Genomic DNA, 17,664 nt, shown 5'->3' on the forward strand with positions numbered 1-17,664 from the left:
AGCTCTATTTTTATCAACATCGTTTATGCGAAAAAAGCAAACCCATCGCCAAAGTCGCCAACTTCGATGACATCATATTTTGTTACAGGAATTTTTAAAACATCGCTGATTGCTGACAACGCGTCGGATAACGGTTGTTCAGATACCAGTCTTCCATCTTCAGCGTAGGTAAGAATCGCATCGGTTTCGAGCTTTTCGGAGTATTCAACTTCGCAACGAATCGAAGTGTTTTTGGTTTGGATAATTTCTTGCATCATTTCATTAAGTTTGTTTGGTTTGAAAAATGCCATTTTCATATAAGGTAACTCTCCTGTCTATAATTTAAGTAAAAATATTATTGTATTGACTATAAACGTCTTAATGCTTGTAGATTCATTATAAAAGATATGATGATATATGCCTATACTTGTTTTTTCCAGTATGAGCATAAGGTCATATGATGATATTTGGAATAGGACTTTAATAGTGATAATGTGATTCAATAGTCTTGCGTTAATGTGAATTGACTTGTTTTTAATAACGGATTAGGACTTTGACATGAATCAGTTCAACACGTTTGTCTTTGAAGCGCTTCAAAATTAACTCCATTCAATGACCTGTGAAGTAAAAACACCCCTCCCAATTAAAGGGAAAGGGTGTTTTTCTTTTTATGAGGACAAGAGTTCTTTACGCTTCTTGAAATGATTCACGATAAAGGTTGCAGCAAAGGAAAGGGCTACGAAAATAAAGAATTGAAGATGTGTAATATGAATTTCATGCATAGTGATTCCGAATAGAGCAACGATTTCATGAACGGTACTTAAAAGCATTTTTAATCCGATAAAACCAATGAGAACATAAGCTGTGACCTCAAGCTCGGGAACTTTTGCAAGCAATTTGGTGAAAAGCTGTGCAACTCCCCGCATCATTAAAATTCCAAGCATGCCACCAAGAAGAAGGATGCCTACCAAGTCAGAGATCCCGAATGCTGCGAGTACGGAATCCACGGAGAATGCAATGTCCATCATTTCTACTGAAATAATTGTCGCCCAGAATACACCGAACATACGAACAAGGAAACTTCCTTTATTAAAACCGCTATGAGACTCTTCAGCTTCATCATCGGTATTATTTTGCTTGCGGTCTTTGTACATTTTTGTGAAGAAACTGATCATCATCCACAACAGGTAAGCTCCTCCGATAAGTTTAATGAACCAGAGTTTGGTTAGCGCGGTACCCAGCCCGATAGCGATAAAGCGGAACAAATAGGCTCCCCATAATCCGTACATTAAAGCCTTTTTTTGTTGTCTGACAGGTAAATGCCGTACTTGAAGGGAAAGAGCAATAGCGTTATCTGCTGACAAAAGACCTTCCATAACAACAAGTGTCGCAATCAGTCCCCAGTTTGCAGGATGTGTGAGAATATCAATCCACATTTTCCCGTCAAAAAACTGCGCGTATGTTTCTCCGATTAAGTGTAAAATCCCCAAAATATTTTGCCTCCTTGGTTGCTGTTTGGAATCTATGTCAAAGGGGTTGTCCCTCTAATCTCATACTTGAATACTCAAACATCATCAAATGACTTAACAACTGTAGTCAGTATATAATACATTATTGTTTATAGTCAATATATAAACTTATGGTTTAACAGATGTAATAAAGGAGCTGAGATCGAAATGAAATTTGAATTGTTAGAAACTTTGGCTCGATGTAGGGTGGTGGCCTCATCTGAGATGACCATTCCATCAGATGTTGTCAAGGAATTGACGGAGGAAAAACTTGTTGTGCAAAAGGATTTTGGGGAGGAATCAAGTCGGAAGACCATTTATATGCTTACTGACAAAGGTGAGGTGTATATCAAGCAGAATATGCCCGAAATTCAAGAAATCTATCGAGGATTTGTCGTCGAACAAGATTTAGCGCTTTGTGATTTCTATTTAAGAAGAAATGTAGATGAGAAGAAGTCTTGGATTACAAAGGATGATTTGATCAAGAAGTATAGACTACCTGGAACGGTTGATGGCGCATTCATGAATCGGGAAGGAAAGCTGGTAGGAGTTAAGGTTTTAAATCAAACTGCAAATTATGCCGCTGTCGAAAAAGTCGAGGGATTCCTTAAAGCAGCTCATATTGAATTTGTTCATTATATTATGTTTTCTAAGTAACAGATTCGAGGCTCTTTGTGAATCATGAACGATTATCCAAATTAGAAGGGACTCGGAATGTCGTGATAGGAGCTATTTGTTTTTGTCCCTTTATTCATGATATTGGTTCTCTTGGATTTACTGAATCTGAAGACCATCTATTCGAAATAGGGTCTTGTATTCAAGAAGCGTTTCAACATACAGGTAAGACAACCATCCTTGAGAAATTAACCTTACGATAATAGATGAAGATGAAAGGAGGTGATCATTACATTGGATCAATTTAACGTGACAAAGCATATCAAAAGCCTTGTTTTTTGGTGTAGGTTTTTGGGATACGTGACCATCGCCTCAGGGATCGTTTCTATATTTGCTGGGTTTGTACCTTTTATCCTTCCTGCATTATTAGGTGTAATCCCTATTGTATTAGGCGTGTTTTTGCTAAGAGCTGCAAAGATGGCAAGCGAGTTCTTACGAAATTCAACAGAGCAGTCCATGGAAAGTATGCTTGAATATTTAGCAAAATACTTCAAGCTTCAAGGGATATACACGATGGTTGCATTAGCAGTTTGTGTGACTGTGTTTATTGTATTTGCGGTTTTTAGCATTTTAGCAGGAAGCTGATTATTTTCAAAGGAATAAATGGATTAAACCTGGGAGGCTTGTCTGCCTGAAAGGTATGAGATGAATGCTTTGTGGAAATAAAGAATACAAGATTGCTTTGTTGCAACTGCGATCATATACTTGGCAGACCCATGCTGAAAGTGTCCTTGAGGTCTGCTGCGTTAATGATTGGCAAGGGGGCTGGGTTGAACATGAGAGCAAAAGGACACGCATGTTTCACAAAAGCTTAGTGTGGTCGTAATGGGTCACGCCAACGACGGGATTAGCTGTATTCCCGTTTATAAGCATCTCCATAGCAAGCTTGCAAAGAACCCTCTTTACTTTTATATGAGTAAAGAGGGTTCTTTTTTATACGCTGGAAGTGATCTTTTCCCAATCTATGCTGACACGTTTTTTTGGGAATAGTTTTTGATTTTTTCAGGATCTACGAGAACCTCTTGTTCGTCTCTATCTGGCAGATAATCATACACGTCCTGGAATGGAATTCTCGTTTGATAAATAATTCCTTCTGCGGAGAATCGTGTAGCAAAGAATAGGGCTGTTTGATAAGAAAGCGTCCATGACCAGGCTTTGTTCAGTGGAGAAGATTTCGTACACTCACCTCTATAAATCGTAATACAACCTTCTGAGTCCACTAAGGACTCTAACTCTTTCATTTGATAGTGCCACTTTTGAGAATGCTTTCGCAAGTAAGATAGCTCTTCCAAAAACTCAGGAGTAAGGGTGTGGAAGTTGTATTCCGTTTTTGAATATACATCTCGGAAAATATCATACTGTATTGGTTCTGGAATGGTATCTACATAATGCGTAAATAGTTGGAGTGCGACTTTTTTGTCAATGAATGAAAAAATAGATTCGTAATCGTTTTGTGACTTCCACTTCTCGATACGCTGATTCGTTTGATGGATGAGTTCAAGCGTACGGCTCATGACGAGAAATTCTTTTTCTAATCCCCATATATCCACCCAAGCAAATTCTTTTTGGTAAAAGGCTTCCGGCATCCCAGAAGAGTTATAGAAAATATAGGGGTAATGGCAGCCAAAATAATCTTTTAAAAACTCGTTTTCTTCAGGCGAAATGACGCTGGATATATGTTGAACAGTAGAGGACATGTTTACATTACAACCCCTTTTTAATATGTACATGGCAACACAGGAAGTGTTGGGTTTTGAGATGATGACAGATTTATTTTATCAAATATATATACAAGAGTCATGTCGAATATCTGGGTTTAAAAAACGTAAAATATAACAGTTTCAATTAAAAAGGCATTTTTGAATGAATAGATTATACTGTCGTATCAAATGTGAAAGTAAGTGAGAAAAATTGAAAGGATGTTTACTTATGAGTCAATTATCCAGCAGTGTAGTGTCTTATCCCGATCGTGGGCATTGGGGCAACAACAAATACAGAGGAAATTGTACTGGACATCTTATTAAAGATATTATTGAGCATTACAAACCGAAAATGTTTATTGAAATTTTTGCAGGAGGAGGTACGGGATTTGACGTCTGCAAAGAATTAAATCAAGAGTCCATTCACCTGGATTTGCGTCCTGAATTTGGTGGGTGGAATGCATTGCGAGATGAAATACCTACAGGTGGAGATTTGGTGTTTTCACACCCACCCTATGCGGATATGGTCATTTATTCAGGTGAAATGTGGGGCGAATCTCATCCTGACGATCTGAGTCGCAGTTGCTCATATGACGAATTCATCCATAAACTTAATCTGGTAAACGCTAAAATCTACAACTCACTTCGCAAGGGTGGTAGGCACGCTATGTTGATTGGTGACATGCGACGGGAGGGTAGATATTATAGCATGATTAAAGATTTGGTTTGGTATGGCGATCTGGATGTACATATCATAAAAACGCAACATAACACAGTAAGTGACCGCAAAACCTATCGTAATCCATTGATTCGAATCCAGCATGAACATTTGCTGATCTTTCGCAAAAATGAAGTTTGGGGCGTAACTCTAAAAATCACTAAAACCGAAAAGCGGAATTTGCTTCAAAGCAAATTGATCACTTGGCGAGATCTTGTACAATCTGCATTGGAGGATTTAGGAGGGAGTGCAAGTTTGTCCGCTATTTATGAGGTGGTATCACATTCGGATAAAACAAGTATAAATCAACATTGGAAAGCAAAAGTACGCCAAACGCTTCAGTTGGGCAATGAATTTGTTCCAGTAAAAAGAGGAATGTGGTCATTGTGTTATAACTCCAATAATGCTGCGTAAAATGTTCAAAGAAAATAGAGGCTGTTAGTAGCCTCTTTTTTGTTGTCAAAAAATAATATAAAATTGACTATAGACAATTTATTGTGTAAATTGTAATTACTAATTAAATATTATTGGATTGTTTGAATAAGATATGTAGACTTATATTTTATAAAAAAGGTGAGGGAACTTATATGAAATTGGAAACAGCCATTAATTTAGCGACTTTAGTATTTGCAGGGAAAAGAGATAATCAAGGACGACCTCTGATTTTTCATCCACTTCGGGTTGCTATGGGGCTAACTACAGAGGAAGAACAGGTTACAGCCGTCTTACGGTCTGCTATGCAATTATCGTTGTTCACGAAACAAATGCTGCTTTCTGTAGGGATCTCCAGACAGGTTGCAGATGCCCTGGATTGCTTGACGATTAGAGGTGAAGAACCGTTGGAGAAGTTTGCAGATCGAATTAAGCATTCAGAACTTGCCAAAAAGGTTGAGATCGCCATTTTGAAAGATCTGAAAAATGAGGGATTGTTGGATGATCAAGAATTAAAAAAATGCGACAAGATGCTCGAAATCTTGATGGAAGATAAACACGAAACATTAAAAAAAATGATTTTAGAACATGAACAGATTCAAGCTAATACGAAAGCTATCAGTGAAAATCAATTCGCCGATTTCTTTTCTAATTACCGAATGTTTGTCGGTGTTCAGTTAAATAAGGAGCAGGAAGAAGCAGTTCGCTTAGCATTAACCTCGAAAACATGCCTTATTCAAGGGCGAACAGGTACGGAAATTGCTCAAACCATGGACGTCATTCTAAAAGCCTTAAAGAAAAATACGCCCCATGCATATGTTGGGATGGTTAGTGGTGGTACTATGAGCGAGCGTGAATGCTTGAAAAAGCAGATTCATTTTGAAGTTGAAGACATTCGTGAGGCGGAAAATTTGTACTTCTATGAAGTTATCGTAGTTCATGCTTTTTCCCAGGTGGGTCCGAGAGAATTAATTCGGTTTTATGAACAGATTAATCCTAAAACCCGAATTATTTTTATCGATCATACTGAACAAACGACAGGTGAAAATGGAATGGATATAACACAATTCCCTATGATTCCTTCGGTATCATTGACAAAACTGAAAAATCCAGAGATTCTATCAACGGACAAAGACGATAGACAGGGAAAAGTGAATGCTGAACAGGGCGATGCTGCGCTCCAAGAGGATGGCAGTCAAAAGTCGGGATTTATTGAAGTATTAACCCGATTTTCAAATAAATCTATTGCGAATCCACTACAAAATGAAGTGGTTGCATCAGCAATTCATAATTATGAACAAGCAAGAGATATTCAGTTTTCGACGGATCAAAAGAATGCGATAAAACAAGCGTTTCAAAATCGCGTGCTTCTTTTGACAGGTGTACCAGGCTCTGGTTTAACTGAAACCGTTAAAGGGATTGTAGAATGCATAAAGCATATCGACGGCGAAAGTGTCATTCGTCTCTTCGGTCATAGCACCTATTCAAGTTCCTATTTCTCCAAAAGGATTGGAGTATCAACATTCAAGCTACCGTCAGATCTGGACAGTGAAGTAATGGTGAATCTATGTATCATTGATAGCCCAGAACAGATGAATGAAGAAGACTTGATTAAGCTTGTGAGTCATTTGGATGATTTGGATTATGATAGTCGAGTCCTTATTGTGGGAAATCCGTATGCGATGAGAGATTACGGTTTTGATGTTCAAGCTATGGCATCTTCATTTCCGGTGATGGAGTTGAAAAAGCTCAGATATCAGAAGTAAGTCATTAGAGAGAAGCTGGGTGATTGCCAGCTTCTTTCCCTTTGTTTTCATTTTTTAAAAGGGAGAGTTGTTTGATGAGTAAGACGATCTATAACGGGTATAAATTGCCTTTAATGAAGTTGAATGAATTAAAGGTATTTTCGAAAAAATTTCGTAAAAAGGCACAAGATAAAGTGCGTGAATTGGTTACAGGTTTTTTGGCTCATGAGGTTGCTAAGATGGTAGATGATTTTCAACATTTGCCGCAAGAGTTATATGTTCGTAGACATGTACTATACCGAAAGGAATCAAGTAAGAATTATGAGCACACTAAAATGAAAGAAATTGGATATGTCATCCCTGAAGATGACAAAGTAAAGCTTACTTTTGATGCGTATCCTAATCGATCTATATATTCAATTGCTTGGCGAAAAGCAGAACAACGCTACCGAGAAATCCAAGCGACACAAACTCGCGATCCCGAAGTGGATTATGATTGTAAAGCGTGTTTTATTCCTCTTGAGGATAAAATTGTTGCACTCTTCTACTCTGAACAAAAAGAGTTGAAACAACTATGGGAAGATTGTGAGGAAGTATCTTATTATGGATACTGGGATAACGTCGATCCTGATGAACTTTGTTTAGAAGCGGAATGGAAGAATAGAGCAAAAGATTGGGAGCATGCACTTCAAGGCAGTGGGTACCCGTTTGAAAATGGGTTATTCGCCGAGTTTGTTTGTGGATTTCCGGGTCGAATGGCTATCCCCATTGAAGATGTGATGGTGAAAATTCCGACACTTGAAGATAGAGCCCGTAGAATAGCGGAAGAACGAGTTATGGATCGGCAATTCAATAACATAAAATCTTCTGTATCTGAAGAAGGGTACGATGGGTTAGGTGTCTATAATCAGACTCGTCGCTGGATACATTCCCCGGAAGGAAAAGCTGAGGTTGATCAAGAAATATCGCTTGTATTCCCGCTGCTTGTTCCACGGATCAGCGAAGGTCATCTGGTTGTACCTCTAAATAAGCTGTTGAAATATAAGATGGCTACATGAATTGAAGATGGTGTTTAAATTTTAAGGCTTTTCGGATTATTTGGTAGAACGATAGAGCGCAGAATTCATAATTACAAGAAAATGAATTGATGAAAGGTGGTCTTTTAGATGAAACATGTGGTTATATGTATTGATAATAGTTATACATGGAGAAATAAATTAACCATAGGCAAGGATTACGAAGTCATAAGGTCATTCCCAGATCCACATGCAGGCTATCCGATGTAGCAATAAAGTGTGATGATAGCGAAGTTAGCGTTTATCGAGCGAACAGATTCAAAGAACTGGGCTGAATATGTAACTCATCAACTGGTTACTAAATCGTTTGTTTAACTATAAAACCCGAATACCCAATTTTAATAGGTTGCTTTATTTGTGCCGCCTATTTTGAAAACGGATTGATACTATTGAAATAAGCAGATTCGAGCGCTTGGAACGGTCTGCTTATTTTTTTATGGAGCTGCATAGAATAGTGTAGTTCATAGCGTAAGGGTGATTTTTACTATATCAATATATGAAAAAAGGGTGATAACAGATGAGTGAATTTGCCTTGTTAACGATTCAAAAGAAGCTGGATCATGAAAAACAATCACTGTATTGGAATTTGTACATGGCAAAGAAGTCAAAGCAGTCGATAGAAAAAGTTTTGAAAGATGAAGGAATCGATCCTCATCTTTTTGGCAAGATTCGTTTTATAGAAAATCATCAAGGTATCTTTGTGGAGCACGTTTCCAATGACCAAGAAAAGGCAAGTGAGCAGCAGCTAAAATGTGAGATGGATATTGCATCGGAATGGTTAATGTGTTTTTCGTTTCGAGAAATGAGTGTAATTGGTTTGGATATGGGCGTGTTTGAAGCGGAAGCCAATATATCTGATGTCTTTGAGCGTTTGCACTGGTCAGAGATTGAAAATTCTAATTTCGATTTATTTGTTAAACGTGACATGTTGATCAAATGGTTGCGAAAACATGCGACACACCAAGATCGAATTCATCTTTCATCGGATTGGCTGTTCTATCATCCGGAAGGGAAATATGACTATAGTTTTGTAGAGCGGTTTATTAATCGGCGAATTTCCGAATTGCGAAAAACGGTAACATGCAATCATTGGAGCAAAGATCCCTTAGCAAGACTTCAACCTATGCAAATGACCGCTTCTTAGTGGTCATTTTATTTTTAATGCGAAAAGCTATATATGTTACTTGGAGTAAAGAAAAAACAACCACACACCGAAATGTCATGTGGCTGTTTTTGTTTAGCTTACTTTTGGATTAAGGAACATGATCATTTGTCGTCCTTCCAGTTTCGGGGTTCGTTCAGGAGATCCGAATGATTCAACCTCAGTGGCTAAACGTAGAAGAATGTTTAGACCAATTTCAGAGTGTGCGATTTCTCTTCCTTTGAATTGAACACTAAGTTTCACTCGATTTCCGTTTTTAAGGAACTTCTGAATATTGCGACTTTTCGTTTGAAAATCGTGTTCATCAATCCGAGCGGAAAAACGAACTTCTTTAGTTTCAACAATTTTTTGGTTTCTTCGAATTTCTTTTTCTTTTCTGTTTTGCTCATAAAGAAATTTTCCGTAATCCACAACCTTGCAAACAGGTGGAGTGGCTGTTGGCGATATATTGACGAGATCAAGCTTGGCTTCCTCTGCAATCAATAATGCGTCTGCCAGATTATAAATGCCGTGCTGTTTCCCATCTGCCCCGATAAGACGAACTTCTTTGGCTGTAATTTGTTCATTGATTTGGTAATCCACTGTCGACCCACTCCTAAAAATAAATTCATGTTTCTTTGAAATGTAGTTTAACATAATTGATTTTTGTTGACAATAGGCAACAATATAATATAAATTGTCTATAATGAGATACGAAAGGGGGGAACGCATTGATTTGGATTGTTGTATTTGTACTTGGTGTTTTAGTGGAGTTATTTACCACAACCTTTGTAGCGTTGTGTTTTAGTGCCGGTTCAGTTTTCGGCTTCTTAACATTACTATTGCATGCACCTTTGGTAGTACAGATTCTGTCATTCTTGATTGCAACAGGTTTGGCCATTTGGCTTCTGAAACCCCTTAGGGATCGTTACTTGAGTAAAGATATTGTGAAAACCAATGTTGATGCCATGATTGGCGAATGGGGTATTGTGATTGAACCCATCTCTAACCTCGATTTTAGAGGAGCCGTCAAGGTAAAGGGGATCACATACTCAGCTCGTAGTGAAAATGGTGAGGATCTTCCAACGGGAACACAGGTTACTGTTAAGCGGGTGGAAGGAGTTAAATTCTATGTAAGCCCTTTGTAAGTAGAATTGATTGCATGTGAGAGGAGAAAAATAAATATGTTAACGACTGTTTTTGTTGTAATTATCGTAGGTGTGATCGTTCTCTTGGTTGCCTCAAATGTTCGTATTGTTCCGCAGAGTGAGAATTATGTAATCGAAAGGTTAGGGGCTTATAAGGAGACCTGGAATACTGGACTTAAATTTAAAGTTCCTTTTATTGAAAGGGTAGCCAAAAAGGTTTCATTAAAAGAAAAGGTGATTGATTTTCCAGCACAAGCTGTGATTACAAAAGATAACGTCACGATCGAGATTGATTCAGTCATTTTTTATCAGGTTATGGATAGTAAGTTATACACCTATGGAGCTGAAAATCCTTTATTTGCAATTGAAAATATCACGGCTACCACACTTCGAAATTTGATTGGAGAGCTTACACTTGATGAAACTTTGACCTCCAGAGACCATGTAAATACCAATCTTCGTATGAAACTGGATGAAGCTACAGATGCATGGGGCATTAAAGTAAATCGGGTCGAACTGAAGGATATTGTTACACCTCAGCAGATTAAAGAATCTATGGAAAAGCAAATGAAAGCAGAACGGGAACGCCGAGAGAAGATTTTGAAAGCGGAAGGGGACAAGACTTCTGAGATCACAAGAGCCGAAGGGGAAAAGGAAAGTGTGATTCTAAGAGCTCAAGCTGATCTGGAGAGTGCAAAGCTTCGTGCTGAAGCTCAAAGAACGTTAGCAGTCACACAAGCGAAGGGAGAAGCGGAATCCATTCGCATTATCAACTCAGCACAAGCTGAGGCGATTGAACGTATTAATCAAGCGCAAGTGTCTCCTGAATATACCCAAATTCGGGCATTGGAAGCGTTCGAGAAAGTTGCGCAAGGTCAGGCAACCAAAATCATCATTCCATCCCAAATCCAAGACCTGACAAGTCTCTTTGTTTCGTTGAAAGATACGCTTCAAACGCCATTCAAAGAAGAACAGTAGAAAAAGTGGAGGGGAACGTTTCCGTATGAAAGGTTTTCCTCTATTTTACTGATATTCAGGAAGAAATGAGTAGTGCCGAAGTATATGAGTTAAGGGGTTATTGAGGTGTAAATTATTATTTACAAAAAAAATAACTCATGATAATGTTAATGATACATAATAATAATGGGGAGCGTGCTGTATGACAGTTCTACATGCTAATCTAAATGGGAATTTATACTCTGTTGAGTTTACGGAATTGTTCTTAAATAAACTTGAGGAGCAACCAACGAATACATTAAAGTCGGTCATCTTCATGTTGGAACGTAGTGAAGAAGAGATACTTTCTGCCATAATAGGAGAATCATTCTTTTTAGTGGGTGATGAATACTCCGTAGAAGGTGTTCGAACAGAGGGGAATATCGAATTGATTCGTCTTATACCTTCCTCTCACGTTTTATAGAAACAAACATTCAGGTAAACAATATTTAACATAGGGAGTTGAATCGTTATGATCGTTACCAAATCGATGGATACCGTTAAAGGATATATTGAATATGCCTATGCTTACAAGGTTGGCATGTTTGAAGAAGACACAAATGATCCAGACACTCAGTTTGAAAGTGATACATTTTCCTCATTAAAAGAGTTTCTTGTTAAAGTGAGTCCTGATATGATTGAAGAAATGAGAAAGAACTTGGGTGTGGATCGGGTATGGATTTCCCATGTCGGCTTTGAGGCTACCAGTAATGATGGGGAAGTATCTTCTTCTCTTTCCATGTTTGATAGAAGAAAGAATCAAAGCAGCATCTTTGAACCATCAGAAAAAAGTAGTCGTGGAACTGTCAGTGTAAAATTGAACAATGAAGATATCGAGAGTCGACTTATGGAAAATCTTCAAAAGGTAAAGAGGATTATCGATAATACCTTGGGTGAGTATGCAGTAAAATACTAAGATAAATACCAGTAATGCAAGGGCTTTTGCACGACAGAAAACTTTGTCGTAGCTGGTGCGCCCTTGCTTGACAACAAACAAACGGGTGCGCCATAGTTAAAATACGTAACTTGCGATGTAGTCCTAACGCTTTGGCGAGCGCTCGGACAGATTCATAATTACAAAACAAGCTTGAAAAACTACCGTAATGATGTATTTCAATAGAAACCAACACCATTAGTTGTATAACATGATTTGAGATGTAGCGTTATACCAATAATTAAAACAAGTAGGAAAGGGTAAAGCATAATGCTTTGCCCTTCTTTTTACTTTACACGTTGACTATAATCAATTAAAATAATAAATATACTATAATATACGAATCATTCAACCAGAAAGATGTGACTATATGAACGACATTTTTGTAATTGGTGACATTCACGGCAGCTATGATAAGTTCAGAACGTTAATGAAACACTGGAATCCTGACAAACAGCAATTAGTAATATTAGGAGACTTAATCGACCGAGGACCAGATAGTTTACCTGTAGTTAGAAGATGTATGGAACTTAAAATAGAATATGGGGCGAAAATTCTTGGAGGCAATCATGAATGGAACCTGTTTGATTTCATCGATAAACCAAATGTATATGCAAAATACTATCTCGAAAAGGGAGGAAGAAACACACTGCAAAGCTTTTTAGGCATTAAAGATTCAGCAATTCATAAATCACCTGAAAAAATGGCAAGTCTAATGAAGGAGCGATTTTTTAACGAGCTGAACTTTCTTAGAAATTTGCCTGATTATTATGAGCATCAACATTATGTGTTTGTTCATGCTGGCGTTAATCTCTACTTAAAGGATTGGAAACATACCAATCAAAGTGATTTTAGATGGATTCGCGAACCGTTTTATGAAGCAAAGAATGAAACAGGAAAGATTTTTGTATTTGGTCATACACCTACCTGTTATTTAAACCCTGATGGGAGTTGTGGTGTCTGGGTATCTCCTTGTCAAACCAAGTTTGGAATTGATGGTGGAGCTGTATTTGGTGGCTACTTGCTGGGATTGTCTATACAAAAGGATGGCTATGAAGTTTATGCCGCATAAAGGAGACTTGCCAAATGATAGACATTACAGAAAAAGAGACCGAAGTCATGGCAGAACATTTGGTTGAGGAGCTTCTTGAAAGGGATGTACGGCGTACTCAATTCACGGAAGCACGTCAAGACCAAATCATGGGGCTGCTCATTGATTATTTAAAGCAACATCGACACCTGGATAGCGACGATCTTTATGATACTGAAAACAAGCCTGTAGCGATAGAACCCGAAGATTTTCACTTTTTAGTGGATAATATGATGGATGTTGCAAAGAGAACGAATAAAATCGATACGGACGAAAACATTTTCTTCCCGAACAAGCTTTGTTATCTCAAACATGATGTGAACTTGATCTTTTTTGTTATGTGGGGGCAAGGCACCTGTGTGCAAGTGTATATTAGCGATGAAGATTGGCGAGAGTCGTCTGCTATCACTTATGAGCAAGTGAAGGCATTCCTCTCAAGCTATGACCCTCAGTGATTGGGAGTTATCTAAAAAATACGGCAATTGAACTATGAAGGTGAAATATATCCCAATCGAATAAAGTAGGAACGAAGAGCTTTCTTTAACTTTCAAGGTGAAGAATAGACACATAATGTGTAGTAAAGGAGTGATCTTGTTGAAACGACTACAAGGTGCGGAGTATCATACCCAAAAAGATAACTTAATTCCTATTGCATATAGCACAACGAAAGCAGGTAATATTTGTCTCTATTATAAGGGAGGATTCAAACATTATCTAAACGACCACGAAAAATTGATCTTTCGAACCGATGGACTAAAGGAACTCAACAAACAATAACCCTTAAAAGAATGATTAAACGGATCTATTTTTCCCTAATACTTTTAGGCTTATAGGTAGCGGAAGTAGGTTAAAAAATATTCGTCTAACAATGGATTATCAATGATATAAGCGAAAGGAAACTCTTATGATAAACGAGATGAATAGATTTTTAGAAATTGTTAAAGAAGTATCTCCTAAATCTTTTATCAATGAAAAAAACGAGTTGATTATAGTTCCTAAAAATAACATTTACTTTAGGTTAGATGATATGCAAAGTGATTTAGATTTAAAGTGCAGGGTGATCGCTTGGTTATCCAGACCAAGTTGCAAAGGAATTAGCCCCTATTGGCAGAAGAGGATGCTTGCTATAGTCAATACGCATTTGAGAACAAACTTTACTAAAGATCAAATGAGCATAATCTACACATATTTAGGAAATGACTGCAACAGAAAATTATGTATAAATTTCATTGAATCAGGTTACGATTTGTCATTGTTGAAAAGATAACCGAATTGATTTAAGTATGACATTTCAAGGAGGAGCAAGGATGAGTCAAAAGAGTAATTCCTTTATCATTGAATATCCACTGGGCATAGAGGATCAACGTTTAAAAGGCATGATGTTTCTGTTTACGAAAATGATGCTAAATGGCTTTGCTGACTATGGATTGATCGAAAAAGTTCAAATCACATGGGATCGAGTATATATTTTCGTTGATACACATGTGAAAGAGTTTTACAAAGAAGGATCGGAACTGATGTATTTAACTTCTCATGAAAAGGTCAACTTTAACGTCTTTAAATAAAGGTAGTATCTTTCAAAACTACAAGTAAAGGAAGGATTTCAATGTCTCTATTTAAATATGGTAAGCAAAAACTGAGTAGTCTTGAACTGTTTACGAAGCTTTCGAAAAAATACAACACTTGTGAAGTATGTGGTAATCAACATATCGGAAATGGTGAGGGTACTCTTGATTTTGATAGTAGTAGTGTGCGTGCATATTACAAAAGGACTTGTAAATGTGGTTGGGAAGAAGAGCTCTATTTTGAAAAAGTAGAGTGATTCAAAGTTATCAGCCCTATGTTGCAAAAAAACGAAAATGGTGGTGCTTAATATGTTTGCGAATTTGACGTCAATGGAAATCCGCCTAAAGATGCAAGAGCTTGGTTGGGATTCAAACGATCAGATCACCAAAGGTGGGTGGATTAATGGACATGTGTATAGTATCTGGTTTGAAAGATGGGATTGGCATGGGAGAAGAACTTTAGCCATAACAGGGCGGCATGTATGTTTTTGTAGACATACGAACGATGTAGGAATGATCGATATAGTTACTCGTCTATGTGCTGAACAGGCGTTAAAAGCCTACGAGGACTTCCCTGATACGATACCTTGCATGGATGCTGATGGTGAGACAGTGAAAGACGTTATACTTGGAGATTGGAATGATCCTAAAGCGCTCGTTAAATCATCGTAGACTTTGAATCACAAGGAAGAGTAACAAGTTAACTAAAGTTGACATTAAACTATCCCAATGGATAGTTTTTTACGTTGCGCTGATAATCGAAACCCAATAGGTCTATGATATATAGTTACCATCAAAAAGGAAATTACGGAGATTTCATTAAAAGGAGACGTGGATAAATTGTCAGATATTTAAAGGGGAGATGTTCCAGTGAACAAACTTTATACGATTACTTAAAGATAAGCTTCCTTCAAGGTAAGTTATTTAGCGAGTGGGCGATTGATATTTAAGAGCGCAACGTTAGACTGAATTACAGTCCAAAAAAGCATGAAGTTATTTAATTGGGAGGACAACTATGGGGAAATATAGAATCAATGTACAAAATGAAGATATTGAATTTAATTTTTTTTCAGATGTTGATTTACATGTGCATGATACTATTGTATTTAATGGAGTGACGTTCTTTTTGTCTCAAAAAATGAACGAAAAGCTATTCAAAGCTTTAAAAGTGGGGCAAGTTGTCAATCCTTCTGTATCAAACTAAAAAATTGTAAACTATAAAGTAATGAAGCAAGAACTCACGTTCAGCTTGAATGGGGAGTCCTTGCTTCTTTGATCGTAATCAGGATAAGGAGATGTTTATGTTGAACAAAAAGTATGATATGTATTCAGATTTTGACATCACGCTACATAAACAAACGTTTGTGAACTATTTCGAGGCGATTCTTCTACCCAACGGACAAGTCGTATACGCAACACCAAGTCATGTGGAAAAATTATTGTCTATTACAAAGGAACCGAGAGACGAAATATATGACAAGATGCCAATTACGGCTTCTCCCCTTCATTGGTTGATTGAGTACACGGGATGTATTTCCATGTGGAGCGAATTTTATATAGGCTCGCCTACAACAGATGAGCAAAAAGAAATGTTACAATTGCTGATTGATGAGGGGCTTACAAAGTAAAGGTTGTAATCTATCTTTGGATATGGAATGATAATTGTTTAGAGAGTATATGATGAATTGAAAATATGAAACAGGAATTTGCTCAAAATTGTATGTACCAGGAGTGAATTTACATGCTGGGATTCGTTTCATAGTAAATAAAAATGAGATTATTGGGGGCAATTAAGATGAGTAAAATCGAACGTTTCACAAATATTGTTGATATTTTGATGCGATCGGTAGATCGGGAAAAAACAGAGGAGTTAAGTTATCAGCAAACGCTTGCTAATGATTTGAAAACAGCTTTTGTAAGTGTCTATGGCAAAAGTTCAGTCAATGCGGACGATTGCGTAAGTGATGATGGGTATGCTTTAATTCCGTGTTTTATTAAAAACTCAGTCGGTATGGAGTTTGTCGGGCTCGTAGATATCTGTGTTCTTGATGGTGGAGAACTTAATGCTGAGTGCACTCAATTTCTGACGAAGCCATATGGTTGGGTCACACTTAGCAGAATGAAAGAGATCGCGACAGAAACAGAGTTGGCACTATTTTATCCTTTTAAGTACAAACCTTTAGTGAACATAGAGGGTTGCTATAAAACGGATGCTCAGTATAGCTAATCTGTTCTGACTAAGATTATTTTAACTAAATATTTAGGATGAAAAGACACTTCTTTTTTAGAGGTGTCTATTTTTGTTTTTATAGTTGCAGATCAACTTGCCCAAGCTGGATTTTGTCCATCATGTTGATAATCGATATAAACCCGAATATGATATACTGTTACCATCAATCAGGGAATTACGGAATTTTATTTATAAAGGAGAGGTTATTGAAATGAAGGACATGAATAACGGAGAAACTAATGAAAAACCGTTTCAAAACAGAGAAGTCAAAACAGAAAGCTCAAAACTAATTTCTATCTCTGAATTAAAAAGTTTGTTAATTGATAGTTCAAACTCGGTGGTGGATTCAAAGTATTGGGGTACAGAAGAAAGGGGATCTTTAATTGAATCCGTTGTTGGGATAGTCTTCTCACATGCGAAAACAGCAATTGAAATTGTACAAACAGAAGATGGACAGTTAATTGATGGCGGAAAAATGCTTGTGTCAATATGTGACTTTTTAGATGATAAGTTTACTTTTCAAGGCAAGTTGTTTAGCGAATGGGGAATTGAGCAACAAATCTTATTTAAGACTTATAAAGTTGTCTTTGTTACGATTCCTTCACTGGAACAACCCGATCGGCGTATGTCCTTGGATTGCAGTGAGATTGTACCTGTCTTTATAAATGTTAAGTCCTCTCGATAGGGAAGGTTTAACGAATTTGTTTTAACGTGAGGCGCTTGCAAT

General features: G+C 37.3%; 25 protein-coding genes. 21 read left to right on the top strand and 4 right to left on the bottom strand.

Features of this window, described 5'->3' with window-relative positions; all coding sequences use genetic code 11:
• Nucleotides 1-23: 23 nt before the first annotated feature.
• Both JOD82_RS09320 and JOD82_RS09325 read right to left on the bottom strand, forming a co-directional pair.
• A complete protein-coding gene (locus tag JOD82_RS09320; RefSeq protein ID WP_209948481.1) occupies nt 24-296 on the bottom strand; it encodes a hypothetical protein in 273 nt (90 codons plus the stop codon).
• A 351-nt stretch (nt 297-647) separates the two neighbouring features.
• The gene (locus tag JOD82_RS09325) at nt 648-1,469 is read right to left on the bottom strand and encodes a TerC family protein (RefSeq protein ID WP_209948483.1); all 822 of its coding nucleotides are present in this window, start codon (nt 1,467-1,469) and stop codon (nt 648-650) included.
• 186 nt (nt 1,470-1,655) lie between these two features.
• Here JOD82_RS09325 and JOD82_RS09330 point away from each other — a divergent pair, with 186 nt between their 5' ends.
• Together JOD82_RS09330 and JOD82_RS09335 are read left to right on the top strand one after the other, a co-directional pair.
• Nucleotides 1,656-2,144, top strand: a complete 489-nt coding sequence (locus JOD82_RS09330; RefSeq protein ID WP_209948485.1) for a hypothetical protein — start codon at nt 1,656-1,658, stop codon at nt 2,142-2,144.
• Nucleotides 2,145-2,396: 252 nt separating this feature from the next.
• Entirely contained in the window at nt 2,397-2,747 is a 351-nt protein-coding gene (locus JOD82_RS09335; protein WP_245248957.1) for a DUF5362 family protein, read from the top strand.
• A gap of 377 nt (nt 2,748-3,124) precedes the next feature.
• On the opposite strand, the gene JOD82_RS09340 is transcribed toward JOD82_RS09335, so the two are convergent.
• On the bottom strand, nt 3,125-3,859 hold the full coding sequence (locus JOD82_RS09340) for a metal-dependent phosphohydrolase (protein WP_245248958.1): 735 nt from the start codon (nt 3,857-3,859) through the stop codon (nt 3,125-3,127).
• A 232-nt stretch (nt 3,860-4,091) separates the two neighbouring features.
• On the opposite strand from JOD82_RS09340, the gene JOD82_RS09345 reads away from it, so the two are divergent.
• The 4 genes from JOD82_RS09345 to JOD82_RS09360 all read left to right on the top strand — a co-directional run bounded on the left by JOD82_RS09345 (nt 4,092) and on the right by JOD82_RS09360 (nt 8,977).
• On the top strand, nt 4,092-4,994 hold the full coding sequence (locus tag JOD82_RS09345; RefSeq protein WP_209948489.1) for a hypothetical protein: 903 nt from the start codon (nt 4,092-4,094) through the stop codon (nt 4,992-4,994).
• Between the two features lie 173 nt (nt 4,995-5,167).
• Nucleotides 5,168-6,778: an AAA family ATPase gene (locus JOD82_RS09350; protein WP_209948491.1), complete on the top strand. Its 1,611-nt coding sequence runs from the start codon at nt 5,168-5,170 to the stop codon at nt 6,776-6,778.
• 74 nt (nt 6,779-6,852) lie between these two features.
• Nucleotides 6,853-7,815, top strand: a complete 963-nt coding sequence (locus JOD82_RS09355; protein WP_209949147.1) for a hypothetical protein — start codon at nt 6,853-6,855, stop codon at nt 7,813-7,815.
• Between the two features lie 535 nt (nt 7,816-8,350).
• On the top strand, nt 8,351-8,977 hold the full coding sequence (locus JOD82_RS09360; RefSeq protein ID WP_209948492.1) for a hypothetical protein: 627 nt from the start codon (nt 8,351-8,353) through the stop codon (nt 8,975-8,977).
• A 93-nt stretch (nt 8,978-9,070) separates the two neighbouring features.
• Here the strand turns inward: JOD82_RS09360 and infC are convergent, their stop codons facing one another.
• Nucleotides 9,071-9,577, bottom strand: a complete 507-nt coding sequence (infC, locus tag JOD82_RS09365; RefSeq protein WP_209948494.1) for a translation initiation factor IF-3 — start codon at nt 9,575-9,577, stop codon at nt 9,071-9,073.
• A 128-nt stretch (nt 9,578-9,705) separates the two neighbouring features.
• On the opposite strand from infC, the gene JOD82_RS09370 reads away from it, so the two are divergent.
• From JOD82_RS09370 to JOD82_RS09440, 15 genes are all read left to right on the top strand, one after another.
• Entirely contained in the window at nt 9,706-10,122 is a 417-nt protein-coding gene (locus JOD82_RS09370) for an NfeD family protein (RefSeq protein ID WP_209948496.1), read from the top strand.
• A 36-nt stretch (nt 10,123-10,158) separates the two neighbouring features.
• Nucleotides 10,159-11,100 carry an SPFH domain-containing protein gene (locus JOD82_RS09375; RefSeq protein ID WP_209948498.1) on the top strand — a complete coding sequence of 314 codons (942 nt, stop codon included), beginning with the start codon at nt 10,159-10,161 and terminating at the stop codon, nt 11,098-11,100.
• A 181-nt stretch (nt 11,101-11,281) separates the two neighbouring features.
• On the top strand, nt 11,282-11,542 hold the full coding sequence (locus tag JOD82_RS09380; protein WP_209948500.1) for a hypothetical protein: 261 nt from the start codon (nt 11,282-11,284) through the stop codon (nt 11,540-11,542).
• A 48-nt stretch (nt 11,543-11,590) separates the two neighbouring features.
• Nucleotides 11,591-12,034 carry a hypothetical protein gene (locus JOD82_RS09385; RefSeq protein WP_209948502.1) on the top strand — a complete coding sequence of 148 codons (444 nt, stop codon included), beginning with the start codon at nt 11,591-11,593 and terminating at the stop codon, nt 12,032-12,034.
• Nucleotides 12,035-12,422: 388 nt separating this feature from the next.
• Nucleotides 12,423-13,124 carry a metallophosphoesterase gene (locus JOD82_RS09390; protein ID WP_209948504.1) on the top strand — a complete coding sequence of 234 codons (702 nt, stop codon included), beginning with the start codon at nt 12,423-12,425 and terminating at the stop codon, nt 13,122-13,124.
• A gap of 14 nt (nt 13,125-13,138) precedes the next feature.
• Complete coding sequence (locus tag JOD82_RS09395) at nt 13,139-13,597, top strand: hypothetical protein (RefSeq protein WP_209948506.1); 459 nt, start codon at nt 13,139-13,141, stop codon at nt 13,595-13,597.
• A gap of 130 nt (nt 13,598-13,727) precedes the next feature.
• The gene (locus JOD82_RS09400; protein WP_312887686.1) at nt 13,728-13,919 is read left to right on the top strand and encodes a hypothetical protein; all 192 of its coding nucleotides are present in this window, start codon (nt 13,728-13,730) and stop codon (nt 13,917-13,919) included.
• A gap of 127 nt (nt 13,920-14,046) precedes the next feature.
• The gene (locus JOD82_RS09405; protein ID WP_209948510.1) at nt 14,047-14,409 is read left to right on the top strand and encodes a hypothetical protein; all 363 of its coding nucleotides are present in this window, start codon (nt 14,047-14,049) and stop codon (nt 14,407-14,409) included.
• 40 nt (nt 14,410-14,449) lie between these two features.
• Complete coding sequence (locus tag JOD82_RS09410) at nt 14,450-14,707, top strand: hypothetical protein (RefSeq protein WP_209948512.1); 258 nt, start codon at nt 14,450-14,452, stop codon at nt 14,705-14,707.
• 41 nt (nt 14,708-14,748) lie between these two features.
• Entirely contained in the window at nt 14,749-14,964 is a 216-nt protein-coding gene (locus tag JOD82_RS09415; RefSeq protein WP_209948514.1) for a DUF3797 domain-containing protein, read from the top strand.
• A 52-nt stretch (nt 14,965-15,016) separates the two neighbouring features.
• Nucleotides 15,017-15,379: a hypothetical protein gene (locus JOD82_RS09420; protein WP_209948516.1), complete on the top strand. Its 363-nt coding sequence runs from the start codon at nt 15,017-15,019 to the stop codon at nt 15,377-15,379.
• Between the two features lie 343 nt (nt 15,380-15,722).
• Nucleotides 15,723-15,911 carry a hypothetical protein gene (locus JOD82_RS09425; RefSeq protein ID WP_209948518.1) on the top strand — a complete coding sequence of 63 codons (189 nt, stop codon included), beginning with the start codon at nt 15,723-15,725 and terminating at the stop codon, nt 15,909-15,911.
• A 97-nt stretch (nt 15,912-16,008) separates the two neighbouring features.
• Complete coding sequence (locus JOD82_RS09430; RefSeq protein WP_209949214.1) at nt 16,009-16,335, top strand: hypothetical protein; 327 nt, start codon at nt 16,009-16,011, stop codon at nt 16,333-16,335.
• A 167-nt stretch (nt 16,336-16,502) separates the two neighbouring features.
• Nucleotides 16,503-16,934 carry a hypothetical protein gene (locus tag JOD82_RS09435; RefSeq protein WP_209948520.1) on the top strand — a complete coding sequence of 144 codons (432 nt, stop codon included), beginning with the start codon at nt 16,503-16,505 and terminating at the stop codon, nt 16,932-16,934.
• Nucleotides 16,935-17,148: 214 nt separating this feature from the next.
• Entirely contained in the window at nt 17,149-17,622 is a 474-nt protein-coding gene (locus JOD82_RS09440) for a hypothetical protein (protein WP_209948522.1), read from the top strand.
• Nucleotides 17,623-17,664 lie beyond the last annotated feature (42 nt).

It is taken from the genome of Paenibacillus sp. 1182 (assembly GCF_017833915.1).
GTDB classification, from domain to species: Bacteria; Bacillota; Bacilli; order Paenibacillales; family Paenibacillaceae; genus Paenibacillus; species Paenibacillus polymyxa_D.

Coding starts and splice junctions, on each gene's coding strand:
- JOD82_RS09320 (WP_209948481.1), bottom strand. CDS start 296: ATGAAAATGGCATTTTTCAAACCAAACAAACTTAATGAAATGATGCAA.
- JOD82_RS09330 (WP_209948485.1), top strand. CDS start 1,656: ATGAAATTTGAATTGTTAGAAACTTTGGCTCGATGTAGGGTGGTGGCC.
- JOD82_RS09340 (WP_245248958.1), bottom strand. CDS start 3,859: ATGTCCTCTACTGTTCAACATATATCCAGCGTCATTTCGCCTGAAGAA.
- JOD82_RS09345 (WP_209948489.1), top strand. CDS start 4,092: ATGAGTCAATTATCCAGCAGTGTAGTGTCTTATCCCGATCGTGGGCAT.
- JOD82_RS09350 (WP_209948491.1), top strand. CDS start 5,168: ATGAAATTGGAAACAGCCATTAATTTAGCGACTTTAGTATTTGCAGGG.
- JOD82_RS09355 (WP_209949147.1), top strand. CDS start 6,853: ATGAGTAAGACGATCTATAACGGGTATAAATTGCCTTTAATGAAGTTG.
- JOD82_RS09360 (WP_209948492.1), top strand. CDS start 8,351: ATGAGTGAATTTGCCTTGTTAACGATTCAAAAGAAGCTGGATCATGAA.
- JOD82_RS09375 (WP_209948498.1), top strand. CDS start 10,159: ATGTTAACGACTGTTTTTGTTGTAATTATCGTAGGTGTGATCGTTCTC.
- JOD82_RS09380 (WP_209948500.1), top strand. CDS start 11,282: ATGACAGTTCTACATGCTAATCTAAATGGGAATTTATACTCTGTTGAG.
- JOD82_RS09385 (WP_209948502.1), top strand. CDS start 11,591: ATGATCGTTACCAAATCGATGGATACCGTTAAAGGATATATTGAATAT.
- JOD82_RS09390 (WP_209948504.1), top strand. CDS start 12,423: ATGAACGACATTTTTGTAATTGGTGACATTCACGGCAGCTATGATAAG.
- JOD82_RS09395 (WP_209948506.1), top strand. CDS start 13,139: ATGATAGACATTACAGAAAAAGAGACCGAAGTCATGGCAGAACATTTG.
- JOD82_RS09405 (WP_209948510.1), top strand. CDS start 14,047: ATGATAAACGAGATGAATAGATTTTTAGAAATTGTTAAAGAAGTATCT.
- JOD82_RS09410 (WP_209948512.1), top strand. CDS start 14,450: ATGAGTCAAAAGAGTAATTCCTTTATCATTGAATATCCACTGGGCATA.
- JOD82_RS09415 (WP_209948514.1), top strand. CDS start 14,749: ATGTCTCTATTTAAATATGGTAAGCAAAAACTGAGTAGTCTTGAACTG.
- JOD82_RS09420 (WP_209948516.1), top strand. CDS start 15,017: ATGTTTGCGAATTTGACGTCAATGGAAATCCGCCTAAAGATGCAAGAG.
- JOD82_RS09425 (WP_209948518.1), top strand. CDS start 15,723: ATGGGGAAATATAGAATCAATGTACAAAATGAAGATATTGAATTTAAT.
- JOD82_RS09430 (WP_209949214.1), top strand. CDS start 16,009: ATGTTGAACAAAAAGTATGATATGTATTCAGATTTTGACATCACGCTA.
- JOD82_RS09435 (WP_209948520.1), top strand. CDS start 16,503: ATGAGTAAAATCGAACGTTTCACAAATATTGTTGATATTTTGATGCGA.
- JOD82_RS09440 (WP_209948522.1), top strand. CDS start 17,149: ATGAAGGACATGAATAACGGAGAAACTAATGAAAAACCGTTTCAAAAC.